Source organism: Chitinophagaceae bacterium (genome assembly GCA_016713085.1).
In the GTDB taxonomy this organism is placed as follows: Bacteria; Bacteroidota; Bacteroidia; order Chitinophagales; family Chitinophagaceae; genus Lacibacter.
Genome location: JADJPV010000002.1, coordinates 36,044 through 55,670 on the forward strand (window position 1 = coordinate 36,044; position 19,627 = coordinate 55,670).

General features: G+C 39.6%; 18 protein-coding genes and 1 pseudogene. 8 read left to right on the forward strand and 11 right to left on the reverse strand.

Annotation, left to right across the window (positions count from 1 at the left end; all coding sequences use genetic code 11):
• Window positions 1–144: 144 nt before the first annotated feature.
• The 7 genes from IPK31_12615 to guaB form a co-directional block, all read right to left on the reverse strand.
• Window positions 145–768 (reverse strand): NUDIX hydrolase, encoded by a 624-nt coding sequence (locus IPK31_12615; GenBank protein MBK8088709.1) that lies wholly within the window; start codon window positions 766–768, stop codon window positions 145–147.
• 110 nt (window positions 769–878) lie between these two features.
• Window positions 879–1,319 carry a VOC family protein gene (locus tag IPK31_12620; GenBank protein MBK8088710.1) on the reverse strand — a complete coding sequence of 147 codons (441 nt, stop codon included), beginning with the start codon at window positions 1,317–1,319 and terminating at the stop codon, window positions 879–881.
• A 68-nt stretch (window positions 1,320–1,387) separates the two neighbouring features.
• Window positions 1,388–1,801, reverse strand: a complete 414-nt coding sequence (locus tag IPK31_12625; GenBank protein ID MBK8088711.1) for a DUF1801 domain-containing protein — start codon at window positions 1,799–1,801, stop codon at window positions 1,388–1,390.
• Window positions 1,802–1,901: 100 nt separating this feature from the next.
• Window positions 1,902–2,735, reverse strand: coding sequence for an alpha/beta hydrolase (locus IPK31_12630; protein ID MBK8088712.1), 834 nt, complete (start codon window positions 2,733–2,735; stop codon window positions 1,902–1,904).
• A 200-nt stretch (window positions 2,736–2,935) separates the two neighbouring features.
• The gene (gene lnt, locus IPK31_12635) at window positions 2,936–4,084 is read right to left on the reverse strand and encodes an apolipoprotein N-acyltransferase (GenBank protein ID MBK8088713.1); all 1,149 of its coding nucleotides are present in this window, start codon (window positions 4,082–4,084) and stop codon (window positions 2,936–2,938) included.
• A complete protein-coding gene (locus IPK31_12640; protein ID MBK8088714.1) occupies window positions 4,042–4,533 on the reverse strand; it encodes a hypothetical protein in 492 nt (163 codons plus the stop codon). Before IPK31_12640 ends, lnt begins: the two co-directional genes overlap by 43 nt.
• 82 nt (window positions 4,534–4,615) lie before the next feature.
• On the reverse strand, window positions 4,616–6,112 hold the full coding sequence (gene guaB / locus IPK31_12645; GenBank protein ID MBK8088715.1) for an IMP dehydrogenase: 1,497 nt from the start codon (window positions 6,110–6,112) through the stop codon (window positions 4,616–4,618).
• A 186-nt stretch (window positions 6,113–6,298) separates the two neighbouring features.
• On the opposite strand from guaB, the gene IPK31_12650 reads away from it, so the two are divergent.
• Window positions 6,299–6,868 carry a hypothetical protein gene (locus IPK31_12650; GenBank protein ID MBK8088716.1) on the forward strand — a complete coding sequence of 190 codons (570 nt, stop codon included), beginning with the start codon at window positions 6,299–6,301 and terminating at the stop codon, window positions 6,866–6,868.
• Window positions 6,869–6,909: 41 nt separating this feature from the next.
• On the opposite strand, the pseudogene dprA reads toward IPK31_12650, so the two are convergent.
• From dprA to IPK31_12670, 4 genes and pseudogenes are all read right to left on the reverse strand, one after another.
• Window positions 6,910–8,012, reverse strand: a pseudogene (gene dprA, locus IPK31_12655) (DNA-protecting protein DprA).
• 16 nt (window positions 8,013–8,028) lie between these two features.
• Entirely contained in the window at window positions 8,029–9,933 is a 1,905-nt protein-coding gene (locus IPK31_12660; protein MBK8088717.1) for a PD40 domain-containing protein, read from the reverse strand.
• A 106-nt stretch (window positions 9,934–10,039) separates the two neighbouring features.
• Window positions 10,040–10,636, reverse strand: a complete 597-nt coding sequence (locus IPK31_12665) for a radical SAM protein (GenBank protein MBK8088718.1) — start codon at window positions 10,634–10,636, stop codon at window positions 10,040–10,042.
• Between the two features lie 68 nt (window positions 10,637–10,704).
• Window positions 10,705–11,583 (reverse strand): bifunctional 5,10-methylene-tetrahydrofolate dehydrogenase/5,10-methylene-tetrahydrofolate cyclohydrolase, encoded by an 879-nt coding sequence (locus IPK31_12670; protein MBK8088719.1) that lies wholly within the window; start codon window positions 11,581–11,583, stop codon window positions 10,705–10,707.
• 158 nt (window positions 11,584–11,741) lie between these two features.
• On the opposite strand from IPK31_12670, the gene IPK31_12675 reads away from it, so the two are divergent.
• The 7 genes from IPK31_12675 (at window position 11,742) to IPK31_12705 (ending at window position 19,465) form a co-directional block, all read left to right on the forward strand.
• Window positions 11,742–12,560: a hypothetical protein gene (locus IPK31_12675; GenBank protein MBK8088720.1), complete on the forward strand. Its 819-nt coding sequence runs from the start codon at window positions 11,742–11,744 to the stop codon at window positions 12,558–12,560.
• 45 nt (window positions 12,561–12,605) lie between these two features.
• A complete protein-coding gene (locus IPK31_12680; protein MBK8088721.1) occupies window positions 12,606–14,603 on the forward strand; it encodes a helix-hairpin-helix domain-containing protein in 1,998 nt (665 codons plus the stop codon).
• 147 nt (window positions 14,604–14,750) lie between these two features.
• Complete coding sequence (locus IPK31_12685; protein MBK8088722.1) at window positions 14,751–16,109, forward strand: TonB-dependent receptor plug domain-containing protein; 1,359 nt, start codon at window positions 14,751–14,753, stop codon at window positions 16,107–16,109.
• Window positions 16,099–16,383: a hypothetical protein gene (locus IPK31_12690; protein ID MBK8088723.1), complete on the forward strand. Its 285-nt coding sequence runs from the start codon at window positions 16,099–16,101 to the stop codon at window positions 16,381–16,383. The genes IPK31_12685 and IPK31_12690 overlap by 11 nt, the downstream gene beginning before the upstream one ends.
• 43 nt (window positions 16,384–16,426) lie before the next feature.
• Window positions 16,427–17,869, forward strand: coding sequence for a TonB-dependent receptor (locus IPK31_12695; protein MBK8088724.1), 1,443 nt, complete (start codon window positions 16,427–16,429; stop codon window positions 17,867–17,869).
• A gap of 225 nt (window positions 17,870–18,094) precedes the next feature.
• A complete protein-coding gene (locus tag IPK31_12700) occupies window positions 18,095–18,538 on the forward strand; it encodes a RagB/SusD family nutrient uptake outer membrane protein (GenBank protein ID MBK8088725.1) in 444 nt (147 codons plus the stop codon).
• Between the two features lie 42 nt (window positions 18,539–18,580).
• Window positions 18,581–19,465, forward strand: a complete 885-nt coding sequence (locus tag IPK31_12705) for a hypothetical protein (GenBank protein MBK8088726.1) — start codon at window positions 18,581–18,583, stop codon at window positions 19,463–19,465.
• Window positions 19,466–19,627 lie beyond the last annotated feature (162 nt).

Consider the following 19,627-nt stretch of genomic DNA (forward strand, 5'->3'; position numbering starts at 1 on the left):
GATTCCAAATCAGGAAGATAAAAGCTCACTGCTTTTTCCTGGTCGTTAGGCGTTATATTGGTGAGAATGATTTTCATAAACTGAAATTGAAGCAAGATGAAGATACACTGGAATTTAATTGAAAGGATATGTACTGCTTCCTTCTCAATCATAGTAAACTTCGTTGCCGGGTGTTAACGCAATTCGGTACAGTAATTCAAGCTGGCTTTTTAAAATCCTGAATTCAGACAGATCGGGAAGTTCACGGATGCTGAAATACTGAACATCAGCAATATCAAAACCGCTGTTGCTTTCGAATGAAACAGCTTCGCATTGAATAACCATTTTGTACACATAAAAGGGTTCGGGAGGATTAGCATGATATTTCTTATCAAACACTGCCAGCAATCTTGCAGGAATCACATCAAGCCCCGTTTCTTCTTTACATTCTTTTACCGCAATTTCTTTCGCACTGAATCCAATATCGGCCCAGCCTCCGGGTAATGACCAGTTGCCATCTGTTGTTTCCTTCACCAATAATATTTTTTGATCGGGAGAAAGAACAAATGCACGAATATCAACTTTTACTGTAGGATAATCATTAGCTGTTGGAAATAGTTCCTTTAATGTTTCAAGTGGATGTCCGCTGATTTGCTGCAGTAGCTGAAAACTGATTTCCTGGAGTTCTGTATAGCGTTCTTTATCATATTCATTGGTGCTGTACAGTAAACCAGTATCAGCAATTGCCTTAATCCGTTTCAATAAATTCAGTTGATCATGTACGTTCATATGCAGCTTTCATCTTTAAATATTATGTGTAATGGAATAAAAAAACCGGAGTTGGTAAACCAGGCCCCGGTATGAAGATATATTATTTCAGCGTTGAGTAATTCGCCGCTTTATTTGCTTTCTTTAAAGCTAAACATCCATTGTATTCCAAACTTGTCAATACAGCTTCCAAAGTAAGCACCCCAGAACATATCCTGCAGTGGCATAGTAATGATTCCTTCATCAGCTAATGCATCAAATAATCTAATTGTTTCAGCTTTTGAATCAGGTTCAATATTGATGTGTACGTTGTTGCCCTTGTTTACTTTAAAGCCCATTGATTCGGGTGCATCTGTTCCCATCAGTATATGACCACCGGCAATGGGTAATTCAATATGCATCACCAGGTCTTTATCGGCTTCTGCAATGGGTGGAGCATCGTCTGATGGCGGGATATCACGGAAACGTGCAATACCGCCCCTTGCAAATTCGCCGCCAAATACTGATTGATAAAATTTGAATGCTTCTTCCGTATTGCGTGGAAAGTTGAGATAGGTGCTTACTCTTGCCATGATGTAAAGTTTTAATGTTAGAATTTACAATTATGATGCGGACAACAGAAATTAAGTTTAGTTATTTGTTATTTCTCAACAGTTTTCAGCCATTCTTTTATGAGGGTCTGTAAAGCTTTTTCTTTGGCTTTCACATCTTTCAGGTCTGTAAAAATCATCGTTCTGCGGCCATCTGTGTAATCACCTTCAAGCAATCCTGATGTGTCTTTTATTTTAGCACCGCTGGGAAAAACAAGCATGATCCTTCCCTTATAGAGATTCATCACAATGATATCCCGCTTATATTCTTTTGGATCAAATGGCTTCATTTCACCAGTATAATAAAAACTGGGGTTATTCCATTTGATGTGTTCGCCAACTTCCTTGTCGCTTTTTAAAATCACCTGCCTGATGGCTTCAATGACATTTCCAAATGCAGGCTCCAGCTTTTTGATATGCTCAGTTACCTGTTCACTGTCTGTAAGTTTGATTGATTTTGCCATATTGCAGATTTGATTACTAAAATACAGTAATCATTGAATTGTGCAAGTTGTAAAATGGCCAAAGAAAGGGTCGTTCAAGACTTTTGCAAGGACAATTTTTTTATTGTGCTGAAACGGGATCAGAAAGATAGGCAAGCTGCTGTACAGTGTTGATAAATTCAGCAATGGCTTTATTGAGTTCGTCTGTTGCTTCCAGCATTCCCATATGTGCAATGCCGCTTACCAATTTTACTTTGCAAATGGCGGGCAGTGCAGATTGTTTGATTGCATCGCCGGGATTGACTGCTTTATCTTCTTCACCAATGAAAAACAAAACGGGAACAGTTGTATTGTATAATACGATTGTGCGGTCGGGCCTTGCAATCATTGCTTCATAATATCCAATCACAGCTTCGCTGCTGAACTGTTTGCTTTGTTCCACCAGTTCATCCACTTTGTTTTTTTGCAATTGATTGAAACCTGCTGCGAACAGATTTGGAATTGTTGTTTTCATAAATTCAAACGCACTGTGTTCTTTAATGAATGCAATGGATTTGCGACGGGCTTCTTTTTTTTCATCACTGTCAGCATAAGCGCTTGAATGAATTAAACCAAATGCTTTTAAGTAAGAAGGATAGTTTTCTGCAAAGGCCAGTGTAATATATCCACCCATTGAATGACCAAGCATGATGCAATTGCTGATCTTTTCTTCGTCAAGGATCAAACAGATATCTTCTGCCATTGATTCAATGCTAAGGAAACTTTCATTCAGTGTTGAACCGCCGCTTCCACGCAGATCAGGAACAATAAGCCGGTAATTATTTTGTAAGTATTCAACCTGCTGATTCCAGATGCGGCTGTCTTCACCAAAGCCGTGAATCAATACAATCGGTTCACCATTTCCATGTATTGAGTAGGAGAGGGTGCTGTTTCCTGTTGTAAGGCTTTTTTGCATTTCAGAAAGTTACAGAAAAGAAACTGTACGAATCTGCTTGTGGATAATAAGAAAGTGAGTTTTTGTTTGAAGCAGCAGAATAAATGTATGAACGGGATTGTTTTTTGAGATTACAGGGATAAGCCACTAGGGCGGGAAGAATTAAAATGCATTTAGGGTTATCTTTTTGTCCTTCCCGTCTTTCCGGCAGCAAATAGTGTTTATTTCTTTTTTTGCAGAAACTTATTATAGAATCCAAGTAAGATCATTAACGCAGAAAGTATGAGTGCCAGTTTGCTGATGAGATCGCCGTACCGTACATAGAATGTTTTTTTATTGTCGATGGGTATATGCATTTTAATGGCGGCTTCTGTCCACCAGGGTTGCTGTTCAAATACATTTCCTGCCGGATCAATAAAACAACTGATACCGGTGTTTGCACTTCGTAACACCCATTTTCTTGTTTCAATGGCACGGAGCTTTGCATAAAGCATATGATGTTTGTAGCCGGGAGTATTTCCCCACCAGCCATCATTGGTGATTACTGCAATCATATTGGCACCACTGTCAATAAACTTACTCATGTATTCTCCATAAATACTTTCATAGCAGATTGCAGGAGCTATGACATAGCCGGTTTTCGTTTTTACAGGAGTCCGTTCGTTCTGCCTGGCGTATCCACCGGCTGTGCCACCTAATTTTTCAAACACTGGCCCGAGGAACATGAAAAAACGGGGCAGTGTTTCCACTCCGGGTACCAGCATGGATTTATGATAAAAGCTGATTGGGCCGCTGCTGTCGAGTAATACACTGCCGTTATACACTTCGTAAAACATGCCCATTCCTTCAATCAGTCTTGCATAAGGCGAAACTTTTTTATCAAAGAGACGATAGCTTTCAATACCTGTAAATAAATTCAGCTTTGGATGTTTGCGCAAAAAGTCAAATAAGGGAACAAGAAAGAAATTCCGTTTCATCAGGGTCTCATCAAAACCATTGGCTATATACAAAGCTGTTTCGGGCCATACCAGTAAAGTGGTGTTGCTGTCGATCTTTGATTCACTTAAGCGAATCAGCTTCTGCAGCTGCATCTCAAATGTTCCTGTTGCCAGTTTTTCGTAAGGATCAATGTTGGGTTGAATGACAACGATATTTGATGTTTCACGTTCGATGTCAGATGTACGATGTACGTCACTCTGATTATTTTTAATGAGTAGTGAGATAGCGAATGGTAAAAGTAATACGGCTGATACAGCAACCGCTTTCCACTTTCGTACATCATTCATCGTACTTCTTACATCAAGAAAGGTTTTGAACAACAACACATTCACCAGTAATATCCATAAACTCCCCCGCTTGTTCCTGTGCATTCATACCACTGCACCCAATCTGTTTTTCCGGCAAAAACATTTCCGAGTGTTAACCAGGGCCAGCTGAATCCCCAATCCTGCAAATGCAGATATTCAAATGCAAGCCAGAAAATAATGAATGATGAATAACCGATGAGTGCACCAAACCTTTTGTTCATAAATCGGAAGCCCATCCATGGAATGCACATGAGCAAACTGTTTACAAAAATGGCACCCCATGCACCAATCATGGATGCATTCCATATCCACCAGGTAGTTGTAATATTCCAGGTGAAGAGTGCCAAATAAACAAGACCGAAAAACTTAAGACCTGATAAATTGAGCCGCTCTATTATGAATAATGGAATGAATGCAATAAAGATGGCAACGGTAATATTCGTCATTGGCCACGCAATGAATAATAATAAACCGGAGAGAATGGAAAGCAGAAGTGGCTGAAACTTTTTCAAGTAAATGGTTTTTGTAAAAATAAGAATGCCGGACTGATATTTCCGGCATTCTCTATGTTAAAAGATTCTAATACTGTTAGAATTACCTGGAATAATTCGGGCTTTCTTTTGTAATAATCACATCATGTGCATGGCTTTCTTTCATGCCTGCATTGGTGATCTTTACAAACTGTGCTCCCTGCAAATCTTTGATATTTTTTGCACCCACATAACCCATCCCGGCACGAAGTCCGCCGGTGTACTGGTGAACAATTTCACTCACATTTCCTTTAAAGGGTACACGGCCTTCAATTCCTTCAGGTACTAATTTTTTAATTCCATCTTCCACATCCTGGAAGTAACGGTCGCCGCTTCCCTGCTGCATGGCACCAATGGAACCCATACCACGGTATTGTTTGAATTTTCTTCCTTCATAAATAATGGTTTCGCCGGGACTTTCTTCTGTTCCTGCAAATACACTTCCCATCATTACACTTGATGCACCTGCTGCCAACGCTTTTACCAGATCACCTGTATAACGGATGCCGCCATCTGCAATAACAGGAATGCCTTTTGTTTTCATGGCATGTGCTGCTTCCATAATAGCGGTGAGTTGCGGTACACCTGTACCTGCAACAATACGTGTTGTACAAATAGAACCGGGACCGATACCAATCTTCACTGCATCTGCTCCTGCATCGGCCAATGCTTTTGCACCAGCTGCTGTTCCTGCATTACCTGCAATGACCTGCAGCTTTTTGAAATTCTTTTTCAAACTCTTCAATGAATCAATCACTCCTTTGCTATGACCATGTGCACTGTCGAGACTTACTACATCCACACCTACATGCTGTAAAGCTGCCGCCCTGTCGAGCATATCGGCAGTAATGCCTAAGGCAGCACCAACGAGTAGACGTCCGAAGGAATCTTTTACTGCACTTGGATGGCTTTGCACCTGCAGCATATCACGGTAAGTAATAAGTCCTGCAAGCGTTCCATCTTTTTTTACAACCGGAAGTTTTTCAATTTTATGATGACTGAGGATGGTTTGTGCCTTTTTGAGATCAGTACCTTCCGGTGCAGTAATAAGATTGGTTGATGTCATTACCTCACTTACTTTCTTTTTATAGTTTGTTTCAAAACGCAGGTCACGGTTGGTGAGAATGCCGACCAGTTTGTTTTTGAGATCAACAATAGGAATACCACCAATCTTATTTTCTTTCATCAACTGCAACGCATCAGCTAATGTTGCATTTACATGAAGGGTGATGGGGTCAAGAATCAAACCGCTTTCACTTCTTTTCACTTTCCGTACCTGTGCTGCCTGTTCTTCAATACTCATATTCTTATGCAGAATACCAATGCCGCCTTCTCTTGCCAATGCAATGGCTAATCCGGCTTCTGTTACAGTATCCATTGCTGCTGAAAGCATGGGGATATTGAGCTGAATTGATTTGGTAAGTTGAGTGGTAATGCTTGTTTCCCTCGGTAAAACCTGGGAATAAGCGGGCATAAGGAGAACATCATCAAACGTATAACCTTCGCCGAAAAATTTGTTGAGAACAGCCTTGCTGAGAGAGGAATTATTTCTTGTTGCCATGAGCAAAGGTAAGGTGGCCGTGTAAAAAAAACAAATATGCATATTGTATGGCAATAATCAGCATTTGGTAAGCTTCTGCAAGTATTAATAACTGTTTGGTTGTATAAAGCTTACCCTTTTGTGTAATTGATTCTGAGTTTATGTGGTGATAGCTTTGTACAATAATCATTAAACACAGAAAAAAGTATGAAAAATTTTATTTCAACAGGCGTTGTTATTTTAAGTATAATTATTAGTTTTTCAGCTTGTAAAAGCGAAGCAGGTCCTGCAGGAGCAACGGGTGCAACAGGAGCAACCGGGCCACAAGGCCCTGCCGGCGTAACAGGTTCAGCAAATGTGATTTATTCAGGATGGACAACTGTTACTCAAGCTCAATGGTCTGGTATAGGAGGAGCTGTCATTAATTATAATCTTTCAGCACCCGGTCTTACAACAACTATTTATAATCAGGGGATAATACTGGTGTATTGGGAGTTTGCAGGTACCTTATATCAGCTTCCTTTCTCATTTGGTGTATCTGAAATGAGTTATTCATCAGTAGTTGGAACAATCAAAATGAGATATACTACAGATGCTGTCATCTCCAGTTTTGCAACAACACGGTTTCGATATATCCTTGTGCCGGGTGGAGTATCAGGCGGAAGATTTACCAGTGGTGCTGCAGCAGGTTATACAATTGAACAGATAAAGGCAATGAGTTATACACAGGTAACAGAATTGTTTAAAATTCCAGCGGAAGGCTCAAATGAGAAATAAAATTCTTTGCAAACAGGCACTCCGGTACAGGAGTGCCGTTTTTATGTTAGTGCATACATTTTACCCGGCAGACTTGCAATAACTCCCTGTAATTCCAGTGTAAGCAATGCAGCGGCAATTGAACTGCTGTTGAGGGTGCAGGTAAGATTGATTTCATCAATTGAAATGGATTCTTTTTGCTGTAACAGTTCAACAATGATTTTTTCTTCATCGTTTAACTGAATGAACAGTTGTTTTTGTTTTGCTTTGCTGTCTTTTTGTTTTGGTTGCCAGCCCATCTGTTCAATCATATCTTCACCATTGCGGATGAGCACAGCTTTATTACTTTGTATTAAATAATTACAGCCTTCACTTTTTGAGTCAGTTGTTTTGCCGGGCACTGCAAATACATCCCGGTTGTAACTGTATGCAAGATTAGCGGTGATCATGCTGCCTCCTTTAATTCCGGTTTCAATAACAATTGTTGCATCGCACATACCTGCAACAATCCGGTTGCGTTCGGGAAAATTATGCCGGTCGGGTTTAATTTCTTTTCTGAATTCTGTTAAGATCCCTCCGCCATTGATGATCATTTCTTTTGCAAGCGCTGTGTGTTGTGATGGATAAATTTTATCCAACCCATGTGCAAGCACAGCAACAGTAGGAAGATTGTTTTTTACACAATACTTATGTGCAAGAGCATCCACACCATAAGCAAGACCGCTTACAACCAATGGCTGATGAGGAGCAAGTTCTTCTAATATTTTTCAACCATCATCTTTCCGTAGTCTGTGCTGCTTCTTGTGCCGATAACAGAAATGATTTTTGACGTATTGAGATTGGCATTGCCCCTGTAAAATAAAAGAGTGGGAGGGTCGTAACAATGCAGTAAACGTTTGGGATAATCATCATCCGAAAGAAACAGGGTTTTGATCTTGTACTTTTCAATAAACTTCATTTCTTCTTCCTGTTCAGTAAAAGCAGCAAAACGTTTAATACTGTTGGCCCTTACTTCACCAATGCCTTCAATTTTTTCAAGTGTTGATTTTTTTGCTTTGAAGATCTGTTCAGCTGTGCCAAAATTTTCAGCAAGGATTTTTGCATGCACAAGACCGATATTCGGCACCTGTGTTAAGGCGAGCTGGTATAAAAGGTCGGCGTTCATTCATGATCAAAATACATTATTTACTCAATACCTTCAACTCTGTGCGCCTGTTTTTTGCCCGGCCTTCTTCTGTTTTATTATCAGCAATCGGGTTGGTTTCGCCAAAACCTTTTGAAGTTAAACGCCCAATGGGGATTCCTTTGTACAAAAAATAGTTGATGACCGATTTTGCACGGCTGTTTGATAGTACAAGATTGTCGGCAGGCTTGCCAACATTATCGGTGTAGCCGCCGATTTCAATCTTAATAGTGGGATTGTCTTTCAGCAGCTGAATCACTTTGTCAAGCTCAATCATTGATTCAGGTTTTAATTCTGATTGTTTGGTATCGAAGAAAATATTCTTCAGTACAATACTTGCATTTACTTCAATTGGGATCAATGGAATGTTGATGGTATAAGTTGTATCAGTTGAATGCTGTTTCAGTGAAAAATTCCCTGAATAAAATAAATATCCTTTTCGGTTTACATTGAAGGCATAATCATTACCAACAGGAAGTGTTATGAGATAATTTCCTTCTTCATCGGTTTGTACTTTGCTGATGGTTTGTGCAGTTGCTAAATTGATGAGCTCAACAGCAGAAGGTAAACCGAGTTTTGTTTTATCATCAAATACATTCCCTTTAACCCATAATGTTTTGTTTGGCCTGTCCTGCACCGGTAATTCAAAACTGTAAATATCCAAACCACCACGACTGTCTGCACCATCACCGGCATAGAATCCTGTTTTACCATCACTGGAAATCATCAGTGAACTTTCTTCATCAATTGTATTTACGGGATAGCCCAGGTTCTGTGGTTTGCCCCAGCTTCCGTCGGCCTGCTTCTTTACAAAATATAAATCAGCATCGCCATATCCGGGATGACCTTTGGATGTAAAATATAATGTTTGATTATCGGCATGAATGAAAGGACAACTTTCATCAGCAGTAGTGTTAATGCCCGGTCCCATATTTTGCGGTGTTCCCCAGGTTCCGTTCTGCTGGAGATAACTCACAAATAAATCACTTCCTCCCAAACCGGATGGATCACGGGCTGCAAAATATAATGCTCTTTTATCAGGCGATAAACTTGGCTGACTTTCCCAGTATTCTGTATTGATGATGCGGCCCATGTTGATGCGTTCGCCCCAGCCATTTTTTGTGAGATAAGAAAAGTAGAGATCACAACTTCCTTCACCATCCTGCATATTGCAACCGGTAAAGATGAGCATCTTTCCATCCTGCGAAATGGTTTGTGCACCTTCGTTTTCTTCTGTATTCAAATTGCCGGGTAAAGGTTCAGCTTTACTCCATGCACCATTTCTCTTTTCACTTTCAAAAAAATCTTCCTGTCCAATTCTTCTTGTAAACACCAGTGAGTTTCCATCAATGGCAATCGATGGAAAATATTCAAGCTGTTTGGTATTGATACTGTCACCTAAATTCTGCGGAGTGAATACATAATTACCAACGGGAAATTTTGTTTGATAATCAACTGCAAATTCATAACAGCGTTTTCTGTATGCTGCAGATTTTTGTAAACGTTCATTGAGATTTGGCTTTTGTAAGAAAGTAGTGACAGCAGTTAACGCTTCATTAAATTCACCGTTGCCTGCCAGTGCAATTGAATAGGGAAGAAGAAATGTTTTAAAATAAACTGAATCCAGATTGAATGCTTTACGATAAGTTTCAACTGATTGTTTGTATTTTTTCTGCTCAGAAAAAATGCCTGCTTTGCTTAACCATGCATCAACAAACTTTGAATCCTTTGCAATACATTCATCAAGTAACTGATGTGCTTTTGTATAGTTCCTGATTTTTGCTTCGTTCAGCGCTTCGCCATATTTATAGCCAAGCTTCAACTCAACTTTTGTTGGGTCGTACCACTGCGCTGAAACTGAAAGGGAGACAAGTAAACTTAAAATCGTAAAGAATCTTTTCAATGTATTGAATTTGAGCTTCAATATAACGAAAAAAGATGGCCGATGTTGTTTAGGTATGCCATACCTCTGAGGTATGGCATACCTGTTTAAGAAGATTACTCAGTTGTTAAGGAACATTGATGTATTTGTGAATCTGCAAGCTCAATTCCCACTGAGGGTTTGCTTTGATGTATTCAATAATGAGTGGTGTTACCTGTGAAGCTTTATCCCACTCGGGTTGCAGAAAGAGTTTGCATTGCGGTGAAACAAGTGCTGCATATTGTTCGGCCCAGTCAAAATCGCTTTTATTAAAGATCACTACTTTCAGTTCATGTGCATGCGGAACAAGCTCCGGCAACGGGGCTTTGAATTTTTTTGGTGACAGACAGATCCAATCCCACTCACCACTCAGAGGGCTTGATCCTGAGGTTTCAATATTGGTTTGAAATCCCGCTGCATGCAATGCCTTAGTAAGTTGAGTCAAATCATGCATCAAAGGTTCTCCACCTGTTACTACTGCAAGAATTTGCTGTTTGCTGTTACCCGATTCATGTTTGGCTTTCTCAACAATTTCCTCAATACTGAAGCGGGGATGCTTTTCCGCATCCCAGCTGTCTTTCACATCGCACCATACACAACCAACATCACATCCGGCAAGACGGATGAAATAGGCTGCTTTGCCCTGGTGAAATCCTTCTCCCTGCAGGGTATAGAAAGATTCCATTACAGGCAATACCTGTTGAGTTGTATCAATCAATTGTTCAGTCATTCTTTGCAAAGGTAAATAGATGCTCAGGAATTCTTTTGCTGGTAAGCATTATAGGTGTTCATCAATAAACCGGCAATGGTCATTAATCCCACACCACCGGGTACAGGGGTGATATAGCTGCTTTTGGGAGCAACCTCATCAAACTTTACATCGCCTTTTAATGCAAAGCCGCTTTTTTTGGAAGCATCAGCTACTCTTGTAATACCAACATCAATGATCACCGCACCATCTTTCACCATATCGGCTGTTAAGAATTCGGGCTTGCCCAATCCAGCAACTATAATATCGCCCTGTAAACAAATTTCTTTGAGGTTGGTGGTTGCAGAATGACAGGTAGTAACCGTGCAGTTGCCCGGATTCGCTTTCCTGCTGAGCAGAATACTCATGGGCGTACCAACAATATTGCTGCGGCCAATAACAATGGCATGCTTGCCTTTTGTTTCTATCTTATAATGCTGTAGCAGCAATAAAATTCCATAAGGAGTTGCCGGAATAAAAGTGGGGGAGCCGATCACCATTTTCCCCAGGTTTACCGGGTGGAAACCATCCACATCTTTTGAAGGATTGATTTTATTGATCACCTTATCATCACTGATATGTTTCGGTAAAGGGAGCTGAACCAGGATGCCATCTATATTATCATTATTATTCAGCCTGTCAATTTCACGCAGCAATTCTTCTTCACTGATGGTTTCAGGGAAACGTTTCAGGGTTGATTGAAAACCAATTTCCTCACAATTCTTTGCTTTAGAAGCCACATAGGTTTCACTGGCACCATCTGTACCGACCAAAATAGCAGCAAGATGTGGTACCCTTTTTCCGCTTGTTCTTATTAATGCTGTCTTTTTTTTAAGTTCTTCTTTAATGGCCTGGGCTGCCAGTTTACCGTCGAGTAGTTGCATGCTGCAAAAATAACGTACAGAAGCATTGGTTGATGAGGCTAAAAAAATTAATCCGTTGCAGAAGCAAAAACAAACACTTATTTTTCTGAATCAAAAACTGCCTGCTTGAAAAAATGCCTGGGACAGGATTTTGGCATCTGGGCAAAATTAAGCGAAAAATGCCTGACTCTCGTCATTTTTGTATTTGTAATGCAAATGCACAAACGGTAAGGCAGCCGTTGATGAGCAGTTATCCGGGGCTTGGAGCCTACAGCAAACAGTCAACAGATCAGTTCTCTTTTATTATTAATCCCGCAGCACTTTCCAATTTGCAACAAAGTGGAGCAGGTGTTTACAGTGAAAGAAGGTTTTTACTGAATGCTTTCAGTCAATACACAGCAGTTGCAGGTTTTCAAACCAAATCAGGCACATTTGGTTTACAGGCTGATTATTTTGGATACAGCAATTATAATGAAACGCAGCTTGGTTTGGGCTATGCCCGTTCATTAGGCAGTAAGATTGATGTAGGTGTGAAATTCAATTACTACAACTTACGGATACCCGCTTATGCTAATGCATCAACCTTTCATTTCGAAGCAGGTGTGCTAATGCACTTAAGTGAAAAATTGCATGCAGGCTTCAGTGTATTCAATCCTGTTGGTGGTGTATTGAATAAAACTGCTAATGAAAAAATTGCATCGGTATATCGTGGTGGAATCGGGTATGAAGCTTCAGAAAAATTCTTTATCAGTGCTGAACTGATTAAAGAAGAAAATAAGAATGTTGGTGTGAATGCTGCTTTTCAATATGTATTGGTAAAACAGCTCTTGATAAGAGCAGGAATCAACACCGTAAATACACAACCTTTTGTGGGAGTGGGTTTAAAGTTTGGGCAGTTCAGGGTTGATGTTGCTACTTCTTATCATCAGCAGTTAGGTGTTTCACCTGCTGTGATGCTGCTCTTTGATTTTAAACAAAAGGAAAGCAATAAAGAGTGAGAAAGCTATTGCTGATATCATTTCTTTTTTGCAGGATTGATTTCTGTGGCGCAGGAAATTCCAACTGCTGAACAGCAAATTGAAAACCTCACCGAAGTTGATGAGGCAGAAACTGAAGACGATTCTTATCTGCAATCTCTGCAGCATTATAAAAAGAATAAACTGAATCTGAATACAGCAACAGAAACAGAACTGAAAGATTTTCCTTTTCTTTCTCCGTTACAGATCGCAAATTTTTTGAATTACCGTAAACTGTTTGGCAGGTTGATTAACCTGTATGAATTGCAGGCAGTTCCTTCCTGGGATGAAGAAACCATTCAAAAATTCCTTCCTTATATAATTGTAGGTTCTGCGATAACTGCTCGACAGGATTTCAGGCTGCGGCTCTCAGGAGGAGAACACTCTGTTTTATCAAGACTTACTTATGTGCTGGAAAAGTCTGAAGGGTTTCGCCGAAAGAACGATACTTCAGCTACGAGTTTTTATCCGGGAGGTAGAGAAAGGCTGCTGTTCAGGTATAAATATATCTACCGAAATTTGTTGCAATATGGAATAACTGTAGAAAAAGATCCCGGCGAACAATGGTTTAAAGGAGCACAGAAATATGGGTTTGATTATTATTCTGCTCATCTGTTTGTAAGGAATGTTGGTATTATTAAAAACCTTGCAATTGGTGACTACACAGTCAATATGGGTCAGGGTTTGATGCAGTGGCAATCACTTGCATTCAGGAAAAGTGTTGAGATCACGAATATAAAACGGCAGGCTTCCATTCTTCGTCCATTCAATTCTACCAGCGAATATTTCTTTAACCGTGGAGTTGGTATTACTCTTGAAAAGAATCATTTTCAGTTAACGGGATTTGCTTCTTTCAGGAAAGTGAGTGGAAATATTTTTACTGATACGCTGAATGCTGAAGATTATTTTTCATCACTAATCACTTCAGGATTACACAGAACCAAAAATGAACAGGCTGACAGAAATGCTGTGCAGATGAATTCATTTGGCGGCAACTTCAGTTATAATGTAAATAACCTGCATGTTGGATTGAATGCTGTTCACTTTCAGTTCAACCCACCGTACAACAGGGATTCTCAGCCTTACAACAACTTCGCTTTCCGTGGAAAGAAGCTGTCCAATCTCAGTGTTGACTGGTCATACACCTGGCGAAACCTGCATTGGTTTGGCGAGGCAGCCAGTCATAACAGCAGTTACTATGCACTGATGAGTGGGTTGCTGATGGCTGTTGATCCAAAAATTGATCTGTCTGTTGTTTACAGGAATATTGAAACTGGCTACCAGTCCATTTTTGGAAATGCTTTTACTGAAGGCACGTTCCCGACAAATGAAAAAGGGTTATTTGCAGGGGCTTCCATCAAACCAAGTTCAAAATGGAAACTCGATGCTTATATGGACATTTATCGTTTTCCTTTTCTTAGGTACCGAGTGGATGCGCCATCAAATGGAGCCGATTATCTTGTTCAATTGACACATCGTCCCAACAAACAAATCGAAATCTATACCCGCTACCGGCAGGAAAGTAAAGCCTTGAATTATACTGCCGATGGAGAATTGAATACTGCTCTTGTATCTCCTGTATCACGGAAAAACTGGCGAACGCAGATACTATATAAGGTCAGTCCCACTGTTTCGCTCCGCTACCGACTGGATGCGATGTGGTATGACTTAAATGGTCCGCTGGAAAGCAGGGGGTTCCTTACCTTTTTTGACATTTTTTACAAGCCCGAACTAAAACCATTTGCCGGAAATATCCGGCTGCAATATTTTGAAACAGATAATTATGACAGCCGTATTTATGCCTACGAAAATGATGTTTTGTATGGATTTTCAATTCCGGCCTTTTCAGGAAAGGGGTATAAATATTACATGAATATTAATTATGATGTGTCGGAAAAAATCAGTTTTTGGTTTCGCTGGACGCAATTACTGTTCGCTGACAGAAGAATAGTTGGGTCTGGATTGGATGAAATAGCCGGAAACAGGCGTACAGAACTGAAAATGCAGATGATGTGGAGTTTTTAATTGTTTTTCTTTCCTGTCATAAAGCAGCAATTGATAAAAAAGGGGTGTCATAATCTTTATTGACCGATAAAACCTTTTAACATTTTTTTGGCAGTACTCAGGAAACGCTTAAATTGGGGCTGTATTTTTTAAACTAAACCAAACAACATGAGAAAAATTGTATTGCTACTCTTCGGAGCAGTCTTTGCCTCGCTATTCGTAATGGCGCAGGGAAAAAAGATTTCCGGTAAAGTGACCGATGGTTCAGGAAACCCTGTCCCCGGAGCTTCTGTTTTAGTAAAAGGTACCACTAAAGGTACATCTACCGATGCTACGGGTAGTTTTGAACTAGCCATTTCTGCCAATGCCAGAACATTGGTCATTTCAGCGGTCGGATTCGACAATGAAGAAATCAGTATCGGTTCAAGTACAAATTTTTCAGTCAGTTTAAAGGCTTCTTCCGGACAGGAAATGTCTGAAGTAATTGTAACTGGTGTTGCAGGTGCAACAACAAGGAAGAAAATGACAGTATCTGTTACCAAAGTAGGTGCAGAACAATTACAGACTGTACCCGCATCTTCTGCTGCAAATGCGTTGGCTGGGAAAGTGGCCGGATTAAAAACATCTTCTGTAAACGGTAACCCCGGACAAGGGGCTGATTTATTGTTAAGAGGTGATAATGCCTTGAATATTAGTTCTGCCCCACTTATTCTTGTAGACGGTATTATTATGTCTGGTAGTCTTGCAGATATCAATATTGATGATGTAGAATCAATAGAAGTGGTTAAAGGTGCAGCCGCATCAGCCTTATATGGTTCAAGAGCTGGTAATGGTGTAATTTCTGTTATTACTAAAAGAGGTAAGGGAATTGCAGCCAATAAACCAGTAATCACAGTAAGAAATGAGGTTGGTATGCAGGATTTGTCACATTACCTGAAAACATCGGAATCTCATTACTATGCTTTAGCAAGCGATTGGCAAACAGCCCAGGGAAAATATACAAAGTATGCCGGTGTTACTTACCCGGCCAATTACATTGGTGCCGGTTTCAATCCTGGTATTGCGGGAAGCAGAGGTATTGATACAGATGGGTATATGGATAATCCGTTTGGTGTTTACCGTAACCCGCAAGCTGAGTTTTTCAGAACAGGGATGAATATTGTAAACTTTATATCTGTAGCAAATCGTACAGAAAAAAATAACGTTTACCTTTCTTTTGAAAACAATAAGCAGGAAGGTGTTGTAAAACTTACAGACGGTTATCAAAGACAAAACTTCAGATTTAATATCGATCAGAACATTACACCCTGGTTACGTTTCAGTGCTTCAAATTTATATATTAACAGAACCGCAAGTACGGCTGGTGCCGCAAGTGGCCTGTTTTATAACATTGCCAGAATGGAGAAGGATGTTAACCTGAGTGGGTTAAACCCGGATGACCAACCATATTATTTGCGTATTAACAATTTTAATGCAGAAGTTACCAACCCGTTATATCAGTTATATAAAGCAAAAGGTGGCTTCTAACTCACGCAGATGGTTAGCAAATTATAATGCGAATATCCGTTTTACCAGTTGGGCAGATCTGGATGTAACACAAACAATGGAAATCCAAACCAATCGTTCGTCTACCATTAACCCGCAAAATACGTGGACAAGATCTGGTGGTACACCTGCAACAATGGGTATGTCTTACTCTGGAGGCAGTATGTCCCAATCAACCAACGAATCAAAAACAAGTAATACTCAATTAACCCTTAATCTGGCTCAAAATTTGGTAATTTTTTTCCACCAGAGGTAAATTATCATATCTCTACGAAAACAGAAGTTACGAAAGCAATTTCATCAGTGCTTCTCAATTCAGAATTTCAGGTATTGAAAACTTTGAAAATTTTTCAAGCATCAACGATGCATCCTCTTACATTGAGAATGAAAAAGCTCAAAACTATTTTGCAATCTTAGGTATGGACTGGAAAGAGAAGATTCTTTTTGACGGTATGTTTCGTTACGATGGGTCTTCTTTATTTGGATCCCAGGCACGTTGGAACCCTTATTACAGAGCTTCAGCTGCTTATCGTATCTCTGAAGATTTTAAAATCAAAGGAATTGATGAATTGAAAATCAGAGCCGCATATGGTACAGCGGGTATTCGCCCTGGGTTTGATTGGCAGTATGAGGTATATGATTTGTCAAATGGCAATGCAGTAGCAAGTCAAAAAGGTAATTCATTGTTGAAACCTTCTACAACCGAAGAAAAAGAAATTGGTTTAAATGTCGATTTCTTGAAAAAATTGAGTTTAGAGATAACTTACGCAGAATCAGTAACAAGAGATCAGTTCTTGAATGTGCCTTTGATTCCTTTCCTGAACGATGGATTTAACAGTCAGTGGCAAAATGCCGGTACTGTAAAATCTAATACTCTTGAATTTACATTTGGAGCAACGTGGCTTAAGAACAAGAATTTTTCCTGGAAAACCAATGTGGTTTTCTCAAGAGTGAAACAACGGATCACAGAATTGCCAATTGCTCCTTATTTAGCTGGTGGTCAGGATTTCAATGGTGATCAGAACATATTCTATATTAAAGAAGGGGAGTTGTATGGAGCAATCTATGGGTATAAAATGGTACGTACATTAGACGAAATGTCTACCCAGCTTCCTGCAGGAAAGACAATTGCTGATTATGAAGTAAACAGCGAAGGGTATGTTATTCCAAAGGGAACACAGGGTAAAACTACAGAGTTGCCAATTAAGAGGTTGAATGCAGATGGTTCTTTATGGTATGGTAAAATAGGTAATGGTAATCCTGATTTTGTAGCAGGGATATCTAATATTTTTACTTACAAAAACTTTCAGTTTTATATATTACTGGATTGGAAACAAGGAGGTGATGTCTACAATGGTAAAGAACAACGTCTTGTATTTAACTACATCAGTGCAAAACAAGATATGACTAATGTTCCTGCAGCTGAGAAAAAAGCAGCTGCTTACTGGGGTGCCGGTATGTATGACGGTAATAATGCCAATGCTTATTGGGTTGAAGACGCCAGTTACTTAAAAGTTCGTGAAATTTCTTTAGGTTATACAGTGCCTGCTAAAACATTAAGCGGCATCTTTAATGGCTTTGTAAAAGGAATCAATGCAAAAGTTGTAGGTAGAAACTTGTTAACCTTTACTAAGTATTCCGGATATGATCCTGAGGTTGGTACAATCAGATTCCCTGTTGATGGCATTAGTGCTAATCCAATTTATCGGAATATTGCATTTTCACTTTCGTTTAATTTTTAAAAACATAAACTTTTTTATATGAAAAAGATTAACAGATACCTATTTTTTATAGCCTTGCTTTCTGTAGGGCTGGCGGGTTGTAAAAAAAAACCTGTTGGATGTTCCCAATGAAAATGACCCGGATTTTTTGAAAGTATATGCAAAGGCGAGGATGTTGAAAATGTTGCAGCAAGTCTTTTCAATACAGTTTTTCATGGCGAACATGATTTTACTGGTGTTGAAATGATGACAGCTGTAGCGGCTGACCATGCAACATGTTCTTGGGGTAACGCAGGTATGAGAGATATGTCTTGGGAACCACGCAATTCCGCCTGGAATAACGCTCCCAGTTACACTAATGGACCATCTTTAAAAGCTACTTACGATAAAATGTACTCTGCTATTTCAACTGCTAATAAAGTAATAAAAGCAGTTGATGGGGGAGTTGACATCGGTGATAATGGTTCAGGGAATGCCAGATCTATTGCGGTTGCCCGTTTTATTCAGGGAATAGCTTATGGCAATCTTGCTTTATTATTCGATAAAGCTCATGTTGTAGATGAGGTCACTTCTGTGGATGGTGTTCTTGAAACGGCATTGACTTATAAGCAGGTTACTACTGCAGCAATTTCTTATCTTGACAAAGCAATTATCGAAGCTAATTCTACTTTTACAATCCCTGCAAGTTGATTTGGTACGCCTGCGGCTATTTCAAGTGCGGATTTTAAAAAGATGTGTAATACAGCAGCTGCACGTATACTTTCTTATGTTCCAAGAAACAAGACAGAATTAGCTGCTGTTGATTGGGCAAAAGTGAAAACTTATGCAGACAATGGTATCACTTCTGATTGGAAAATTGTAATGGATGGTACATCTACATGGTATTTTGAAGGAGGTGATTACCTTACTTACCCAGGTTGGGGTCGTACAGATATGTATGTTGTAAATATGATGGATCCAACTCAACCAAAGCATTGGGATGATGTGGCTTCCTTTCCTCATCCTCCGGCATCAACCAGCCCAATTGACAACAGGTTGAATACTGATTTTGAATATCTTGCTTCAAATGACTTTCTTGCTGCGAGGGGTTATTACCATTTCTCTAATTACAGAAATTCCCGTTACGATGCGATTTATGTAGCCGCAATTGGAGAAAAAGCAGAAGTAATGAAAGCTGAAAATGATATGCTCAAAGCTGAAGCCCGTGCTTATACAGGCGATTTAGCTGGTGCAGCGGCAATTATCAATGCTGGAACCCGTGTTACTAGGGGTGGTATGGCTCCAGTAGCAGCAAACCTTGTTGATATTGTAGCAGCAATTCATCATGAAAGACATGTTGAACTTTATACAACTGGCATGGGTGTGCAATTCTTTGAAATGCGCAAGTTGAATCTTCTTCAAAAAGGTACACCTTTGCATTTCCCAATTCCAGCCAAGATATTGGAATTGTTCCGTTTATCCTCCATTTTACACATTTGGAACGGAAGCGAAAGCAGATGGTATTGGAACTTCAAATGCAGGTTGGAGATAATCTTTGATCTGAAAAGTATAATTGCAAAGGCTGCCTCGAAAGAGGCGGCCTTTTTAATACGCAAGAAATTAAAATTCATATTTTGATTAATAACAAACAAAAAATAAGTATATGAGAAATAATGAAGTCATATTATTAATAATTTGCTTAATAGGTATAAAATGAGTGTTCAGAATTTGCAAAACTCAATTTTTTGAAGGAAGGATTTAAATCCTGGTTACTTTATTGAACGAATGCAGCAATTGTTA